Source organism: Phytobacter sp. MRY16-398 (assembly GCF_003925915.1).
Taxonomy (GTDB): domain Bacteria; phylum Pseudomonadota; class Gammaproteobacteria; order Enterobacterales; family Enterobacteriaceae; genus Phytobacter; species Phytobacter diazotrophicus.
Genome location: NZ_AP018756.1, coordinates 5283473 through 5300009, shown reverse-complemented (window position 1 = coordinate 5300009; position 16537 = coordinate 5283473). Strand labels below are relative to the sequence as shown.

20 protein-coding genes and 1 pseudogene are annotated in these 16537 nt (G+C 52.1%); 14 read left to right on the top strand and 7 right to left on the bottom strand.

Annotation, left to right across the window (positions count from 1 at the left end):
- Positions 1-150: 150 nt before the first annotated feature.
- Positions 151-426, bottom strand: coding sequence for a DUF1471 family protease activator YjfN (gene yjfN / locus MRY16398_RS25875; RefSeq protein WP_039077798.1), 276 nt, complete (start codon positions 424-426; stop codon positions 151-153).
- Positions 427-561: 135 nt separating this feature from the next.
- Positions 562-891, bottom strand: a complete 330-nt coding sequence (gene bsmA, locus MRY16398_RS25870; RefSeq protein ID WP_125125467.1) for a biofilm peroxide resistance protein BsmA — start codon at positions 889-891, stop codon at positions 562-564.
- 187 nt (positions 892-1078) lie between these two features.
- Here bsmA and yjfP point away from each other — a divergent pair, with 187 nt between their 5' ends.
- Positions 1079-1828: an esterase gene (yjfP, locus tag MRY16398_RS25865; RefSeq protein WP_039077796.1), complete on the top strand. Its 750-nt coding sequence runs from the start codon at positions 1079-1081 to the stop codon at positions 1826-1828.
- On the opposite strand, the gene ulaR is transcribed toward yjfP, so the two are convergent.
- The gene (gene ulaR / locus MRY16398_RS25860) at positions 1829-2584 is read right to left on the bottom strand and encodes an HTH-type transcriptional regulator UlaR (protein ID WP_039077795.1); all 756 of its coding nucleotides are present in this window, start codon (positions 2582-2584) and stop codon (positions 1829-1831) included. It lies immediately after the preceding gene.
- Positions 2585-2702: 118 nt separating this feature from the next.
- Positions 2703-3767, bottom strand: a pseudogene (ulaG, locus tag MRY16398_RS25855) (L-ascorbate 6-phosphate lactonase).
- A gap of 361 nt (positions 3768-4128) precedes the next feature.
- Here ulaG and ulaA point away from each other — a divergent pair.
- Genes ulaA through MRY16398_RS25825 form a run of 6 tightly spaced genes read left to right on the top strand, consistent with a single transcriptional unit; the run spans position 4129 to position 8537 of the window.
- Complete coding sequence (ulaA, locus tag MRY16398_RS25850; protein ID WP_039077793.1) at positions 4129-5526, top strand: PTS ascorbate transporter subunit IIC; 1398 nt, start codon at positions 4129-4131, stop codon at positions 5524-5526.
- Between the two features lie 14 nt (positions 5527-5540).
- Positions 5541-5846, top strand: coding sequence for a PTS ascorbate transporter subunit IIB (ulaB, locus tag MRY16398_RS25845; RefSeq protein WP_039077792.1), 306 nt, complete (start codon positions 5541-5543; stop codon positions 5844-5846).
- 9 nt (positions 5847-5855) lie between these two features.
- A complete protein-coding gene (ulaC, locus tag MRY16398_RS25840) occupies positions 5856-6323 on the top strand; it encodes a PTS ascorbate transporter subunit IIA (protein ID WP_079497699.1) in 468 nt (155 codons plus the stop codon).
- A gap of 13 nt (positions 6324-6336) precedes the next feature.
- A complete protein-coding gene (ulaD, locus tag MRY16398_RS25835) occupies positions 6337-6990 on the top strand; it encodes a 3-keto-L-gulonate-6-phosphate decarboxylase UlaD (RefSeq protein ID WP_107223536.1) in 654 nt (217 codons plus the stop codon).
- A 9-nt stretch (positions 6991-6999) separates the two neighbouring features.
- Positions 7000-7854 carry an L-ribulose-5-phosphate 3-epimerase gene (locus MRY16398_RS25830; RefSeq protein WP_079497700.1) on the top strand — a complete coding sequence of 285 codons (855 nt, stop codon included), beginning with the start codon at positions 7000-7002 and terminating at the stop codon, positions 7852-7854.
- A complete protein-coding gene (locus MRY16398_RS25825; RefSeq protein WP_039077789.1) occupies positions 7854-8537 on the top strand; it encodes an L-ribulose-5-phosphate 4-epimerase in 684 nt (227 codons plus the stop codon). Before MRY16398_RS25830 ends, MRY16398_RS25825 begins: the two co-directional genes overlap by 1 nt.
- Before the next feature lie 132 nt (positions 8538-8669).
- On the opposite strand, the gene MRY16398_RS25820 is transcribed toward MRY16398_RS25825, so the two are convergent.
- Entirely contained in the window at positions 8670-9863 is a 1194-nt protein-coding gene (locus tag MRY16398_RS25820) for an MFS transporter (protein WP_071193483.1), read from the bottom strand.
- Positions 9864-10024: 161 nt separating this feature from the next.
- Positions 10025-10297, bottom strand: coding sequence for a DUF1471 family protein YjfY (gene yjfY, locus MRY16398_RS25815; RefSeq protein WP_039077825.1), 273 nt, complete (start codon positions 10295-10297; stop codon positions 10025-10027).
- 344 nt (positions 10298-10641) lie between these two features.
- On the opposite strand from yjfY, the gene rpsF reads away from it, so the two are divergent.
- The 5 genes from rpsF to MRY16398_RS25790 all read left to right on the top strand — a co-directional run bounded on the left by rpsF (position 10642) and on the right by MRY16398_RS25790 (position 13203).
- On the top strand, positions 10642-11037 hold the full coding sequence (gene rpsF, locus MRY16398_RS25810; RefSeq protein ID WP_006686337.1) for a 30S ribosomal protein S6: 396 nt from the start codon (positions 10642-10644) through the stop codon (positions 11035-11037).
- A 6-nt stretch (positions 11038-11043) separates the two neighbouring features.
- The gene (priB, locus tag MRY16398_RS25805; protein ID WP_090080991.1) at positions 11044-11358 is read left to right on the top strand and encodes a primosomal replication protein N; all 315 of its coding nucleotides are present in this window, start codon (positions 11044-11046) and stop codon (positions 11356-11358) included.
- A gap of 4 nt (positions 11359-11362) precedes the next feature.
- A complete protein-coding gene (gene rpsR, locus MRY16398_RS25800; RefSeq protein ID WP_000135199.1) occupies positions 11363-11590 on the top strand; it encodes a 30S ribosomal protein S18 in 228 nt (75 codons plus the stop codon).
- A 41-nt stretch (positions 11591-11631) separates the two neighbouring features.
- Entirely contained in the window at positions 11632-12081 is a 450-nt protein-coding gene (gene rplI, locus MRY16398_RS25795; RefSeq protein ID WP_039077786.1) for a 50S ribosomal protein L9, read from the top strand.
- 183 nt (positions 12082-12264) lie between these two features.
- On the top strand, positions 12265-13203 hold the full coding sequence (locus MRY16398_RS25790; protein ID WP_125125466.1) for a DMT family transporter: 939 nt from the start codon (positions 12265-12267) through the stop codon (positions 13201-13203).
- Between the two features lie 41 nt (positions 13204-13244).
- Here MRY16398_RS25790 and MRY16398_RS25785 read toward each other — a convergent pair whose 3' ends face one another.
- A complete protein-coding gene (locus tag MRY16398_RS25785; protein ID WP_039077784.1) occupies positions 13245-13904 on the bottom strand; it encodes a LysM-like peptidoglycan-binding domain-containing protein in 660 nt (219 codons plus the stop codon).
- A gap of 233 nt (positions 13905-14137) precedes the next feature.
- Here MRY16398_RS25785 and fklB point away from each other — a divergent pair, with 233 nt between their 5' ends.
- Together fklB and cycA are read left to right on the top strand one after the other, a co-directional pair.
- Positions 14138-14758, top strand: coding sequence for an FKBP-type peptidyl-prolyl cis-trans isomerase (gene fklB, locus MRY16398_RS25780; RefSeq protein WP_039077783.1), 621 nt, complete (start codon positions 14138-14140; stop codon positions 14756-14758).
- 297 nt (positions 14759-15055) lie between these two features.
- Positions 15056-16465: a D-serine/D-alanine/glycine transporter gene (cycA, locus tag MRY16398_RS25775; protein WP_079497704.1), complete on the top strand. Its 1410-nt coding sequence runs from the start codon at positions 15056-15058 to the stop codon at positions 16463-16465.
- The last annotated feature ends 72 nt before the right edge of the window (positions 16466-16537 follow it).

Here is a 16537-nt window from a genome sequence, read left to right as displayed (position 1 = left end):
CAGCACCTTCAACGGCAATAATTCGATAACATTTAACGTGTCAATGTAACTAAATGTTACTAAAATGTATTGTCTTCGTAACTCTTTGTTAACGATGGAGTAAACAAAAAAGCCACTCTTTAAAAGTGGCTTTTTCGGGTATATGGCATGTCAGGCATAAAGTATGGCCTGCACCCGCCAGTTATCTGCCCGTTGTTCTTCCTGCATCTGAATAATACGGTACCAGGATGCACCCTGTTCGTCTGCCTTCAGCGCGATGACACGCTCCACATCCTGTGGACTTCCGGAAACGTTGTTGACAGAAATCAGGCCAATTTCATTCAGCCCGGTGACGCAGTCAGCGCTCGCGAACTCTGCTGGCTGCGCTGTTATGCTGGCTAAACCTGTAGAAAGCAACAGTGAGTTTAAGGCAAGAGATCGTTTCATATCAGCTCCATTCCACGTTACCCCGATTTTTTCCAGGGCACTCCATCGCGCGAAAATTTCATACATTCCATTGTGCACAGGCAAACATAAAAGGACGCAAAGCAGTGTAAATCTTCCTTAAACCCAGACGTTTACTTAATGACGATACAACATAGCCCTTGCATACCAGCGGCCTGGAATGACCGTGTCATCCATCATGAGAATGACGTAGTAATCCGCTTTTTCAGCGGTAGCTCTGGCTTTTATTTCATCTTCAACGTCCATAGGCGAACCCAGCACCGATATGCTAAATGCACCCATTTCATGCAGGTTTTGCGTCTGATTACGACTTATCTCCTGCGGATGATCGCTGACGGGCGGGGCGGGCTGTGGTTTACCTTCCAGCACGCTACATCCACTCAAAAACAGCGCCATAACAAGGGGGAGAAACCAGCGCATCATGTTTTCATGTTTCCTGATAGCCATAGTGTAGTTCCATAATAAACAGGCAAGAGGGGAATGTTCCCAATTTTGCTATTGCCAACATAAGTTTCGAATGAAAATGCGATCGGCGCAGCATCTTTATCACAATGCTAACACTTGATATGTGAACGTTGACTTGCACCTTCGAAGGCGTGATGGCATACCAGCACTATAGATCAAGGAGAGGCCAATGATTGAACTCGATGTACGGCATTTTGCCGGGATTGAAGCATTACACGCGTTCCCGGCGGGAAAAGAGGCACAGCCATTACCCTGTATTGTTTTTTACCACGGATTTACCTCCTCCAAGCTGGTATATAGCTATTTTGCCGTGGCGCTGGCTCAGGCCGGGTTTCGGGTCGTTATGCCTGACGCGCCGGAGCATGGTGCCCGGTTTGACGGTGATGAAACGCGGCGGCTACAGCGTTTCTGGCAAATTTTGCAGGGTAATTTTACGGAGTTTGCGGCGCTGAAAGCGGCACTGTATCAGCAGGGATTGATCGACAATCAGCGGCTGGGCGTAGGGGGCGCATCGATGGGCGGCATGACGGCGCTCGGTATTATGACGCAGTTTCCGGAGGTCCGAAGCGTTGCCTGCCTGATGGGTTCTGGCTATTTCTCCACCCTGGCGAATTCCCTTTTTCCGCCGCTGGAGGTGACAACACCGGAAGAGCAGGCGGCGTTCGATGCGATTGTCGCGCCGTTAGCAAAATGGGATATCAGCGGGCAATTAGCACAGCTTGCCAACCGTCCACTTTTTCTCTGGCATGGGGAGGAGGACGATGTGGTACCCGCAGCCGAAACATTACGCCTGCAGCAGGCGTTGGCGGCTGCACGTCTGGACGAGCAGTTAACCTGCCTGTGGGAAGCAGGCGTAAAACATCGCATAACACCCACCGCCCTGACGGCCACCGTCCGCTTTTTCACCGAGCATCTTTAACTACACGCGCATCACTTTAACTCCCTGATCCTCAAGTTTTTTGAGGATTTCGGGGTTGGCCTGTTTTCCGGTGATCACCAAATCGATTTGATCGGCGTTACTGAACAGCATACCCGCACGCTCACCGACTTTGCTGCTATCCACCAGAACGACCAGTTTTCCCACCATGTTCAGCATTTTCTGTTCGGCCATGGCCGTCAGCATGTCGGTTTTATAAAGACCTTCTGCCGTCAGCCCTTTGCCGCTGGTAAACATCCAGTGACCGGCATAGAGGCTATTTTCACTGCTTTGCGGGCTCAGGGTGATGGACTGCGTCTTGTTGTACTGTCCGCCCATGATGACCACGCTTTCGTGCTCTTGTTCGATGAGGTAATTGGCGAGTGGTAGGTAGTTAGTGATGATTTGTACCGGTTTACCGCAGATTTCACGGCCTAACAGGAAGGCAGTTGATCCGCAGTTGATCACTACGCTTTCACCAGCGCTAACGAGCTGTGATGCGGCTCTGGCGATACGTACTTTTTCATCGTGGTGCAGCGCCTCATGGATATTCATCGGCGACCAGCGCGGACGCTGCTGGCTGATGGCTTCGGCGCCGTTACGCACTTTCTTAAGTTTGCCACTTTCATCCAGCTTGTTGATATCGCGACGTGCGGTTGCAGGAGAAACGCCCAGGCTGGCGATCACTTCTTCAACCGTAATAAAGCCCGTCTGCGACAGTTGATCCAGCAGTATTTGATGTCGTTGCGCTTCCGTCATGAGCTATTCCGATGATTAATGATGTGAAAAGATGATATTTGAAATAGCCTGAAATTACTAAAGATAAGTGCACGATACTGATGATAAAAGCGGGTGCACACGGCACCCGCTCCGGCTTTTAGAGGAAGGACTTAAACGGTAAATCGGGCTCGATAGTAAAGCAATCATCAAAACCACGTGGGTAGTGATACTCGAAATTATCTTTATCCACAGGCCAGGTAAATTTCCCGCCCACCTGCCAGATATAAGGCTTAAAGCCATACTGTAAGCGGTCTTTTTTCATGTTCTACAGAACACGAATCTCTTGTGGATCGGCCTGAAAATTAGACCAGATATCGTGGTGGAATGGGATCACGACTTTTGTATTTAGCGCTTCCGCCATACGCAGTATGTCGGCGCTGGTCATTTTGTCGGTAATGCCGCGCGGGTTCTCGCCGTAGGAACCCAATGCCACATCAATTTGGTACTCGTTGCCATGTTTCGCATAGTAGTTGGAATAGTGCGAGTCACCGCTGTGGTATAGCGTACCGCCGGGGGTTTTAAAGAGGTAGTTAACTGCACGCTGATCCATGCCGTCAGGCAGTACGCCGGCCGCTTTTTGCTCTGCAGGCAGGGTAATTAACGCGGTGCGATCGAACGCATCAAGGGCATGAATTTCAATATCTTTTACGCGAACAATATCACCCGGTTTGACGACGATACAGCGTGACTTTGGTACACCCCAGCCAATCCATAAATCGACGCAGGTTTGTGGGCCGATGAAGGGAACATCATCGGCACAGTTCTTCATGACGGCAGCGGCGACGTTTACATCAATATGATCGTTGTGATCGTGAGTGGCGAGGATGGCATCGACATGACGAATAGCGAACGGATCCAGCACGAACGGTGTGGTGCGCAGGTTTGGCTGCAGTTTTTCAACACCTGCCATGCGCTGCATCTGATGCCCTTTTTTCATCAATGGGTTACCGTGGCTCTGCTTGCCCGTACCGCACCAGAAATCAACGCACACATTGGTACCTCCTTCTGATTTCAGCCAGATACCGGTACAGCCCAGCCACCACATAGCAAAGGTGCCGGGAGCGACACGTTCCTGCTCAATTTCCTCATTAAGCCAGCTTCCCCACTCGGGAAAAGTGCTCAGAATCCATGATTCCCGGGTAATGGTTTCAATCTTACTCATGGTGTCGCTCCTTACCTGTTTAATCAAAATAAATCATATTGTGATAACTTGTGATTTATATTTTCACAATTTCATCATGATCGCAACAGGGTTTGGCGTGTTAAATCGCATTGTGATTGTGTTACTACGATACGCTTTGCATGCTGATTTCTTTGCTATTTTTATTAACTATATGAATTTAATAAATTGTTTTGCGGGTTCTTGTACTGGATATGTATGTGTAATGAGAATGGGGAAATAAATTGCGTGATGCATCACAATTAATCAAAAACAATCTTTTTGTGATTATTTATGATTGGTAGAGTGTTTTCACCTTGTGCTGCATTGCACAAATGCAGCCACTTTCTTACTGGAGCGAGTTATGGAGATTCTCTACAACGTCTTCACTGTCTTTTTTAATCAGGTGATGACCAATGCCCCGTTGCTGCTGGGGATCGTGACCTGTATTGGCTATATCCTGTTGAGAAAAAGTGTCAGCGTTATCGTTAAAGGCACGATCAAAACGATCATCGGCTTTATGTTGCTGCAGGCGGGGTCGGGGATCCTGACCAGCACGTTTAAACCGGTGGTTGCCAAAATGTCTGACGTATACGGCATCAACGGTGCGATTTCTGACACCTACGCGTCAATGATGGCGACCATCGAACGTATGGGCGACGCGTACAGTTGGGTGGGTTATGCGGTACTGCTGGCCCTGGCGCTAAACATTATTTACGTACTGCTGCGGCGTATTACTGGCATTCGCACCATCATGCTGACCGGGCACATCATGTTCCAGCAGGCCGGTCTGATTGCGGTGTTCTTCTTTATTCTCGGTTACTCCATGTGGACCACCATTATCTGTGCTGCCGTGCTGGTTTCACTCTATTGGGGCATTACCTCCAATATGATGTACAAACCAACACAGGAAGTGACAGATAATTGCGGTTTCTCTATTGGTCACCAGCAGCAGTTCGCCTCCTGGATCGCTTACAAAATCGCGCCGTACCTTGGGAAAAAAGAGGAAAGCGTTGAAGATCTGAAACTGCCGGGCTGGCTGAATATCTTCCATGACAACATCGTCTCTACCGCCATTGTCATGACGGTCTTTTTTGGCGCGATTCTGCTCTCTTTTGGCCTTGATACCGTTCAGGCGATGGCGGGGAAAACTCACTGGACGGTCTATATCCTGCAAACCGGCTTCCAGTTTGCAGTGGCGATTTTCATTATCGTCCAGGGCGTGCGTATGTTTGTCGCCGAGCTTTCCGAAGCCTTCAACGGTATTTCTCAGCGCTTGATTCCGGGGGCTGTGCTGGCAATTGACTGTGCGGCGATTTATAGCTTCGCGCCGAACGCGGTGGTCTGGGGCTTTATGTGGGGGACTATCGGCCAGTTGATTGCAGTCGGCATCCTGATTGCCTGCGGCTCCTCCATTCTCATCATTCCTGGCTTTATCCCGATGTTTTTCTCCAACGCCACCATTGGCGTCTTTGCCAACCACTTCGGCGGCTGGCGTGCCGCCATCAAGATTTGCCTGGTGATGGGCATGATCGAAATTTTTGGCTGTGTCTGGGCGGTAAAACTGACGGGAATGAGCGCATGGATGGGAATGGCTGACTGGTCCATCCTGGCACCGCCGATGATGCAAGGCTTTGCCTCTGTGGGGATCGCGTTTATGGCTGTGATGATTTTGATTGCGCTGGCTTACATGTTCTTTGCCGGTCGCGCCCTGCGTGCTGAGGAAGACGCGGAAAAACAACTGACAGAACACTCTGTTTAAAAAGGAGTTTGATTATGACCGTACGTATTCTGGCTGTGTGTGGTTGTGGGCAAGGTAGTTCCATGATCATGAAAATGAAAGTTGACCAGTTTTTGACGCAACAAAAGGTCGACCATACGGTGAACAGCTGCGCGGTGGGGGAATACAAAAGTGAGCTGAGCGGGGCGGACATCATCATTGCTTCTACCCATGTCGCCAGTGAAATCGAAGTCTCCGGTAATAAATACGTGGTCGGGGTACGCAATATGCTCTCTGCCGCTGATTTTGGTCCGAAGCTAATGGAAGTCATCAACGCCCATTTTGCACAGGATGTGAAATAAGGACTCACTATGAAATTACGTGACTCGCTGGCGGAGAACAATGCGATTCGCTTGCAGGCAGAGGCCAGTACGTGGCAGGAGGCGGTGAAGCTTGGCGTGGATCTGCTGGTAGGGGCTGAGGTTGTTGAACCGCGTTACTACCAGGCCATTCTGGACGGTGTGGAACGGTTTGGACCGTACTTCGTGATTGCCCCGGGACTTGCCATGCCCCATGGTCGCCCGGAAGAAGGGGTGAAGAAAAATGGCTTTGCGCTGGTGACCCTCAAAACACCGCTGGTTTTTAATCACGAGGACAACGACCCGGTCGACATCCTTATCACTCTGGCGGCAGTGGATGCGCGTACGCATCAGGAAGACGGCATCATGCAAATCGTCAACCTGTTTGAAGATGAAGCGAATTTTGACCGTTTACGCGCCTGTCGCACGGCGCAGCAGGTACTGGATTTAATTGATAGCGCCACGGCGGCGTCTGTATAAGGAGCAAAAAAACATGTCTGATTTACCGATGTTGCAGGTAGCCCTGGATAACCAGACGCTGTCACACGCTTATGCAACCACCCGCTTAATTGCCGAAGAGGTGGACATTATTGAGGTTGGGACCATTTTATGTGTTGGCGAGGGCGTTCGGGCTGTTCGCGATCTTAAGGCGCTGTATCCTCACAAAATCGTACTGGCCGACGCCAAAATTGCCGATGCCGGGAAAATCCTTTCAAGAATGTGCTTTGAAGCCAATGCCGACTGGGTGACCGTGATCTGTTGCGCCGATATTAACACCGCGAAAGGTGCGCTGGATGTGGCGAAAGAGTTTAACGGCGACGTCCAGATTGAACTGACCGGCTACTGGACGTGGCAACAGGCGCAGCAGTGGCGCGATGCAGGCATTCAACAAGTCGTTTATCACCGCAGCCGTGATGCGCAGGCGGCAGGGGTCGCATGGGGTGAGGCGGATATCAGCGCGGTGAAAAAACTGGCCGAAATGGGCTTTAAGGTGACGGTTACCGGCGGACTGGCGCTGGAAGATTTGCCGCTGTTCAAGGGCATTCCCATTCACGTCTTTATTGCCGGGCGCAGTATCCGCGACGCCGCAGATCCGGTTGAAGCGGCGCGTCAATTCAAGCGCTCAATTGCTCAGTTGTGGGGCTAAGGAGCGGGTATGTTGTCAAAACAGATCCCGCTGGGTATCTACGAAAAAGCACTCCCTGCCGGGGAGTGCTGGCTGGAACGGTTGCGACTGGCGAAAACTCTGGGTTTCGATTTTGTCGAAATGTCGGTAGATGAAACCGATGCCCGTCTGGCCCGCCTCGACTGGAACCCTGAGCAGCGTCTGGCACTGGTAGCTGCGATAGCGGAAACAGGCGTTCGCGTTCCTTCAATGTGTCTGAGCGCGCACCGGCGTTTTCCGCTGGGCAGCGAAGATGACGCGGTACGCAACCAGGGGCTGGAGATCATGCGCAAGGCTATCCGGTTTGCGCAGGATACCGGTATCCGGGTGATTCAACTCGCTGGTTATGACGTTTACTACCAGCAGGCGAATGATGAGACGCGCCGCCGCTTTCGCGACGGACTCAAAGAGAGCGTGGAAATGGCCAGCCGCGCACAGGTAACCCTGGCGATGGAAATTATGGATTACCCGCTGATGAATTCGATCAGCAAAGCGCTGGGGTACGCGCACTACCTTAATAACCCATGGTTTCAGCTCTACCCGGATATCGGCAATCTTTCAGCCTGGGATAACGACGTACAGATGGAACTGCTGGCGGGCGTCGGCCATATCGTGGCGGTTCATGTCAAAGACACGCGCCCCGGCGTTTTTAAAAACGTCCCCTTTGGCACCGGCGTAGTGGATTTTGAACGCTGTTTCGCCACGCTCAAAGAGAGCGGCTACTGTGGTCCGTACTTGATCGAGATGTGGAGCGAGACGGCAGAAGATCCGGCGGCAGAGGTGCTAAAAGCGCGCGACTGGGTGAAAGCGCGTATGGCAAACGCGGGTTTGGTGGAGGCGGCATAATGCAAGAGCTTAAGCAGCAGGTGTTTGACGCCAATATGGATTTGCCGCGCTATGGATTAGTGACCTTTACCTGGGGAAATGTCAGCGCTATTGATCGTGAACGCGGGCTGGTGGTGATTAAACCCAGCGGTATTGCCTACAAGAACATGAAACCAGATGACATGGTCGTGGTGGATTTACAGGGCAACAGGGTGGAAGGGCAGTGGCGCCCGTCTTCCGATACCGCAACACACCTTGAGTTGTACCGACGCTACCCTCAGCTTGGCGGTGTTGTGCATACCCATTCCACGCATGCCACAGCCTGGGCTCAGGCGGGGCTGGCCATTCCTGCGCTTGGCACCACCCATGCAGATTATTTCTTTGGCGATATTCCCTGTACCCGGGCGCTCTCTGAAGAGGAGGTACGGGAAGAGTATGAACTCAACACTGGTAAGGTGATTGTCGAGACGCTGGGCAACAGTAACCCATTGCATACGCCAGGAATGGTGGTCTACCAACACGGTCCGTTTGCATGGGGGAAAAATGCCGCCGACGCCGTTCATAATGCGGTAGTCATGGAAGAGGTTGCCCGGATGGCGTGGATTGCCCGAGGTATCAATCCGTCGTTAAAACCGATTGATGATTATCTGATGAATAAACACTTTATGCGTAAGCACGGCCCAAATGCCTATTACGGGCAGTGAACGGTAGCCCGGCCAGGCGCAGCGCCGCAGGAGTTTCCCCGGCATCAGCTATGCTTCGTCCGGACTACCAGAAAATTATGCTCCGGAATGTGTACGCCTTCGGGATGTTACTGGTCTGATTCCGGAGCCTTTTTATGCCTGTCGATAGGCTGATGGTATGCAGCGCATCCCTGCTAGCGTAATCAGGCAGATCACGGCACCGGCATAAAATGTTGATGCTGCGCCCAGGCTTTCCCACAAGACACCGGCCCCGGCGCTGGCCAACAGCAGGGCGATACCGCTCATGAGGTTAAACATGCCAAACGCGGTGCCGCGCAGTTCTGCTGGCGCGGTATGGGCGATCATCGCCGCCAGCAGGCCCTGGGTCATTCCCATATGGATACCCCACAGGGCAACGCCAAGCAGCAACGTGCTCCAGTGGTGGCTTAACGCCAGTACCAGATCGGCGGCAATCAGCACCAGCAGGCCTGCCTGCAGCATTTTGCTGTGGCTCATGCCGTCAGACAGTTTACCAAAGGGGTAGGCCGTCAGGCCGTACACCAGGTTCATTGCGACCATTACCAGCGGAATGGCGAACAGTGGAATCTCCATCTGCTGTGCGCGTAGTACCAGAAAGGCTTCACTAAAACGGGCGAGGGTAAAGACGCTGCCCAGTCCAACGACCCACCAGTAAGCGCTACTGAGTTTTTTCAGGTTCTCACGGGTGAGCGGGTTGGTGCGCTTGTTGGTAATGGGCGTTTTGGGTTCATCAAGCCCGAAATAGAGCAGAGCGATAGCCAGTGTGCCTGGGATCACAGCCACCCAGAAGATGGACTGGAAATCATTGTCCCACAGAAACATCAGCGCCACGGCCAGCAGCGGACCAAGGAAAGCACCGATTGTGTCCAGCGACTGGCGCAGGCCAAATGCGGCGCCACGAATGTCGGGGGGCGTCACATCGGCAACCAGCGCGTCGCGAGGCGCCCCACGGATCCCTTTGCCAACGCGGTCAATCATTCGCGCGCCGAATACCAGGCCAGAGGAGGAAGCCAGGGCAAACAGCGGTTTGCTAAGCGCACCCATGCCATATCCCAGCAGGGCCAGTCCTTTGCGTTTACCCAGATAGTCGCTAAGTACGCCGGAAAACACTTTAATGATAAGCGCAGTTGCCTCTGCCATCCCTTCGATCAGGCCAATGACAATGACACTGGCACCTAATGTGGTCGCCATAAAGAGAGGTAACAGGCTGTGGATCATCTCGGACGAGACATCCATTAACAGACTTACGCCGCCGAGCACCCAAACGCCTTGCGGGATACGGCCCAGGGTTGCAAAACGCACAAACACGATATTGCTCCGGATAATCAGGTTATTAAGATGCTATTACATCAGCGGCCTGCGCTTTTGATAAGCACACTGTACAAATAATTATCATTTAATGATGTGCAAAAAAAAGCCCTCATGGAAGAGGGCGATTAATAATGGCAAGGGTAACTGGTCTGTGTGTACTAGCGATAAATGTCAGCGCTGGCGTGAATAAGGCCATTGCTGCCCGGCTCCCGAAGTAAGACCGGGTGATAATATTTCGCACCCTTCGCGTCAGTTTCGACTTTGAGTGCTTGATCCGCTTCGCTTTCAGTGGCGATGTTATGATTAATGTAAATAACGCCTAAGCTCTGCACATCATCCATGTTTTTGGCTTGCCGCCCGTCAATTTTGATGGCTGCCGCCGCATTGGCGCTAAGGAGTAGCGCTGTGAGTAAGATTGCGATGTTTTTCATAATATTGTGCTCCATTACTGCTTATGTTGTGACCTTCAGAACATCTTTCCTCCCGTGTCATTGGGGTGTATTTAAAGTCTACGCTTTCCCGCCAAAACGTATCGCGACCATTTCTGATGCTGTCGTTCAAAAAATTGCCGTATCCGTTTTGTCTAATTTTAATCCCACTCTGTGAAGCGGCTTTGCGCTTAGTGCGAATTATTTGTGCAATCAGCTTGAGTTTGGGGGGCGAGATAAGTATTATGACGCGTCAATTTTTCAGCCGCCCTTTAATCACGTTCCTTGCCTCCATGGGCCGCGGCTGACCCAGACAGGAGGCTGAATAATCCGTAAGGAGCAATTCGATGCGTCATTACGAAATCGTTTTTATGGTCCATCCTGACCAGAGCGAACAGGTTCCGGGCATGATCGAACGTTACACTGGTGCAATCACTGCAGCAGAAGGTACGATCCACCGTCTGGAAGACTGGGGCCGCCGTCAGCTGGCTTACCCGATCAACAAACTGCACAAAGCACACTACGTTCTGCTGAACGTTGAAGCTCCGCAGGAAGTTATCGATGAGCTGGAAACAAACTTCCGCTTCAACGATGCCGTTATCCGTAGCATGGTAATGCGTACTAAACACGCTGTTACCGAAGCATCTCCGATGGTTAAAGCGAAAGACGAGCGCCGTGAGCGTCGCGATGATTTCGCCAACGAAACCGCAGATGATGCAGATGCTGGGGATTCTGAAGAGTAATTTCTGATGACCAACCGTCTGGTGTTGTCCGGCACCGTGTGCAGGACCCCCCTTCGAAAGGTCAGCCCATCAGGAATTCCTCACTGCCAGTTCGTGCTTGAGCACCGTTCTGTGCAGGAGGAAGCCGGGTTTCACCGGCAGGCGTGGTGCCAAATGCCCGTTATCATTAGCGGACACGAAAACCAGGCCATTACTCACAGTATAACGGTCGGCAGCCGCATAACCGTTCAGGGGTTCATCTCTTGCCACAAGGCAAAGAACGGTCTGACTAAAATGGTTCTGCATGCCGAGCAGATTGAATTGATAGATTCTGGAGACTAGCCATATGGCACGTTATTTCCGTCGTCGCAAGTTCTGCCGTTTCACCGCGGAAGGCGTTCAAGAGATCGACTATAAAGATATCGCTACGCTGAAAAACTACATCACCGAAAGCGGTAAGATTGTCCCAAGCCGTATCACCGGTACTCGTGCAAAATACCAGCGTCAGCTGGCTCGCGCTATCAAACGCGCTCGCTACCTGTCTCTGCTGCCGTACACTGATCGTCATCAGTAATCGGGCACGGTCCATTAATACGACTTTAAGAGGATAAGGTAATGCAAGTTATTCTGCTTGATAAAGTAGCAAACCTGGGCAGCCTGGGTGATCAGGTAAACGTTAAAGCGGGCTACGCTCGTAACTTCCTGGTTCCACAGGGTAAAGCTGTTCCGGCTACCAAGAAAAACGTTGAGTTTTTCGAAGCTCGTCGCGCTGAACTGGAAGCCAAACTGGCTGACGTTCTGGCGGCTGCTAACGCTCGCGCTGAAGCAATCAACGCACTGGGCACTGTAACCATCGCTTCCAAATCTGGCGACGAAGGTAAACTGTTCGGTTCCATCGGTACCCGCGACATCGCTGACGCTGTAACTGCAGCTGGCGTTGAAGTGGCTAAGAGCGAAGTTCGTCTGCCGAACGGCGTTCTGCGTACCACTGGTGAGCACGAAGTGGACTTCCAGGTTCACAGCGAAGTATTCGCTAAACTGATCGTTAACGTTGTTGCTGAGTAATTAGCTTCTGACGTTGCGTAAAAACGCCGGCCTTGTGCCGGCGTTTTGCTTTTTATCCCTCTGGTTTTTCCTTTTTATCCCTTCGAGCTCACAACCTGATCTCTGTTTTCGCATATCTGTTTCCATTTCCTGGCTATTCCGCAATAATTAAAAAATAAAACGTTATTTTAAATTGGTGAATGTATGGAAACGATACACCAGCCGCCGCTCTTTGCCCGTAAAAATGCGGCGTATGCAGGAGCAGCATTCTGTTGTTTATTATGGGGAAGCGCCTACCCGGCGATTAAAAGCGGTTATGAGATTTTCCAGATTGATGTAGATGATATCCCTTCGAAAATCGTCTTTGCTGGCTATCGCTTCTTCTTCGCAGGGCTACTGTTATTGCTGCTTGCGCTGGCGCAGCGCCGCCCGCTGGCTCGCCTCTCTTTCCATCAGTGTGGCCAACTGGCACTGCTCGGGGTTACGCAAACCTCACTCCAGTACGTCTTCTTCTATATTGGTCTGGCCTTCACCACTGGGGTAAAAGGTTCAATTATGAATGCGACGGGCACCTTCTTTAGCGTGCTGCTGGCCCACTTTATCTACCAGAATGACAAACTGAGCTATAACAAAACCCTTGGCTGCGTACTGGGGTTTGCTGGCGTCATGGTGGTTAACCTCAACAATGGCCTGATGGAGTTCAGCTTTAGCCTGATGGGGGATGGTTTTGTAGTCCTGGCGGCGTTTATCCTCTCGGCATCGACGCTATACGGTAAGCGGATCTCGCAAACGGTCGATCCGTTGGTAATGACGGGTTATCAACTGGGGTTTGGTGGCGTCGTGCTCGCGGTCGGCGGGTATGTTTTTGGCGGCGAGCTTACCGTGCATGGCCCTTCCTCGGTGGCGATTCTTGGCTACCTGACGCTACTCTCCTCGGTTGCGTTTGCGCTGTGGAGCATTCTGCTCAAGTACAATCGGGTGGGGATGATTGCGCCGTTTAACTTCTTAATCCCGGTCTCAGGTGCGTTACTGTCGGCTATTTTTCTGGGCGAGAATATTCTCGAACTCAAATACGCGATTGCGTTGATGCTGGTGTGCTCCGGCATCTGGTGGGTGAACAAGGTCTCCCGAAAAGCCGATTAACTTCTGGCCGGGTAGCGTTATCGCTCACCCGGCCAGGAGGCTTATCGTGCCCGGATAAAACTACCGTCCTGCTGGCGAGTGAACAAGACAGACTGGCCGCTGCCATTTTCAATCGTCAACCCGGTTACTACGCCATTCGCGTTCTGACGAATTTTCACCATCTGGCCGCTTTGCAGGGTGCTGAGCGGTTTGCCTTCGCCTTCTACTTTTGCCATGGCATAGACATCGGTTGGCGGCAAATTGTGGTCACGGAAAACCTGGGCCAGCGTTTTGCCCTGTTCGACACGGTAGGTGCGCCACTGCTGCTCAATACCGCCAGCGGAAGAGGCAGCAGGGGCAGAGTGTTCGGCGACCGGACGCTCCTGTTGTATCGGCTCCTGCACGGCCTGCGGTTCCTCGTTAAGGACAGGAGCAGGTTGCTGGTTTTGCACCGGCTGTGACGTCACCAGCGGTTGTGAAGGCTGCGATTGTGTCTGCGGCTGGGATTGTGACTGAATATTCAGTTGTGCTTCGCGCCCGACAGAGGCGGGAGGCGTCACCGTCTCTTTCGGGGTGGGCAGCAGGAAACCGATAATAACCAACAACGCCGCAAGGATCAGCCCACGACGGTGCATCGGCGGAAGCGGGTCCAGAATGCGAAAATGATCCGGGGCGTGCCAGATTTTCGCCAGGGTAGGTTTCAGTTCAAATCGCCCGGGCATGGCTTTCCTCCTGCTCCGCGTCATTATTTATCCTGTCTCGTTGAGTATAGATGGCTAACTACCTGATTGGCTGTGTGATGCATTGTCTCGTGACATCATAATGAGAATTATCTTACCGGGAGTATTGTTTCTGTTTCTCTGCGATTTGTCATCTTTACTACGACAAAGTTTTACCCGCTGCGGCGTGGCTGTTATGCTGCGCGCTACCTTAAAAAGTGATGAAAGGAAAACCCATGACAACCCCAACGTTTGACACGATCGAAGCGCAGGCCAGCTATGGCATTGGTTTGCAGGTAGGGCAGCAGCTTAGCGACTCCGGCTTACAGGGGCTGTTGCCGGAAGCGCTGGTCGCCGGTATTGCTGATGCGCTGGCAGGTAAACAACCGGCTGTGCCGGTGGATGTTGTTCATCGTGCGCTGCGTGAAATCCACGAACGTGCGGACGCAGTGCGTCGTGCGCGCTTTGAAGAGATGGCGGCAGAAGGCGTGAAATATCTGGACGAAAACCGCGAGAAAGAGGGTGTGAACAGCACGGAGTCTGGTCTGCAGTTCCGCGTTATCACTCAGGGCGAAGGCGCTATCCCGGCGCGTACTGACCGTGTTCGCGTTCACTACACCGGTAAACTGATCGACGGTACCGTGTTCGACAGCTCCGTCGCGCGTGGCGAACCGGCTGAATTCCCGGTAAACGGCGTGATTGGCGGCTGGATCGAAGCGCTGACGCTGATGCCGGTTGGCTCCAAATGGGAACTGACGATTCCGCACGAACTGGCCTACGGCGAGCGTGGCGCGGGCGCGTCCATCCCGCCATTCAGCACCCTGGTATTTGAAGTGGAATTACTGGAAATCCTGTAATCTTCCCGATGTTTTCCTCTCCTCTTCAGGGGAGAGGAAGACGATGTTGCGTGAATCATTCATTAAATGAATTAGTTTCGATACTTTATCTTGCTATGCGCGCATTGCGGTGTATTTTTGTGAACTCCATCCCCTAATTTGAGTGATATGCTGCTCACTTTAAACAAATATTTAACATCTCTTTTAATTCAGAGTATTCATCCTACCAATTCTTACCTAATATCGTTGCGTCCGCGAATGGGCGAAGTATGCAATTAAAGGCCAGAAGAGCCTCAACAACACAGACAGGATATAAACATGGTAGATCAGGCAAAAGTCGCGGCTGACGAAGAGGCTTCGACTGAACAATCGCTACGGCGCAATCTTACAAACCGTCATATTCAGCTAATCGCTATTGGCGGTGCCATCGGTACCGGGCTGTTTATGGGCTCCGGGAAAACCATCAGCCTTGCAGGACCGTCGATCATTTTTGTCTATATGATCATCGGGTTCATGCTGTTTTTCGTCATGCGTGCGATGGGTGAGTTGCTGCTGTCGAACCTTGAGTACAAATCTTTTAGCGACTTCGCCGCCGACCTGCTCGGACCGTGGGCGGGGTATTTTACCGGCTGGACATACTGGTTCTGCTGGGTAGTCACCGGGATGGCCGATGTGGTGGCGATCACCGCTTACGCACAATTCTGGTTCCCTGGATTATCCGACTGGATAGTGGCGTTGACCATTGTCCTGGTGCTGCTGAGCCTGAACCTTGCCACCGTAAAAATGTTCGGCGAGATGGAGTTCTGGTTCGCGATGATCAAAATCGTCGCCATTGTGGCGCTGATTGTTGTTGGTCTGGTGATGGTGCTGACCAGTTTCAAATCGCCGACCGGGGTCGAAGCCTCTGTTGCGCATCTGTGGAATGACGGCGGCTGGTTCCCGAAAGGCATCAGCGGCTTCTTTGCCGGTTTCCAGATCGCGGTCTTTGCCTTTGTGGGGATTGAGCTGGTCGGAACGACAGCGGCAGAAACCAAAGACCCGGAAAAGTCGCTGCCGCGCGCGATTAACTCCATTCCGATCCGCATCATCATGTTCTATGTGTTTGCGTTGATTGTGATTATGTCCGTGACCCCATGGAGTTCCGTGGTGCCGGATAAGAGCCCGTTTGTTGAACTGTTTGTTCTGGTGGGCCTGCCTGCCGCAGCGAGCATTATCAACTTTGTGGTGCTGACGTCTGCTGCGTCTTCCGCGAACAGCGGCGTGTTCTCCACCAGCCGTATGCTGTTCGGCCTGGCACAAGATGGCGTGGCGCCAAAAGCGTTCGGTAAGCTCTCTAAACGTGCGGTACCGGCGAAAGGGTTGACCTTCTCTTGTATCTGCCTGCTGGGCGGTGTAGTGATGCTGTACGTGAACCCAAGTGCGATTGCGGCGTTCACCATGATTACCACCGTTTCGGCCATCCTGTTTATGTTCGTCTGGACGATTATCCTCTGCTCTTACCTCGTCTACCGTAAACAGCGTCCGCAACTGCATGAAGCGTCCATCTACAAAATGCCGCTTGGCAAAGTGATGTGCTGGGTATGCATGGCGTTCTTTGTGTTCGTACTGGTGTTGCTGACGCTCGAAGAGGACACTCGTCAGGCGCTGATCGTCACCCCAATCTGGTTTATTGTGCTGGGCGCGGGCTGGCTGATTGTGGGTAAAAAACGCCTGGCAGGTATGCGCTAGTATTCGTAGACCTGGCATCCGGGAAAATAAAAAAGAGCCGCGCAGGCGGCTCTAAAGACTTCCATGAATCAG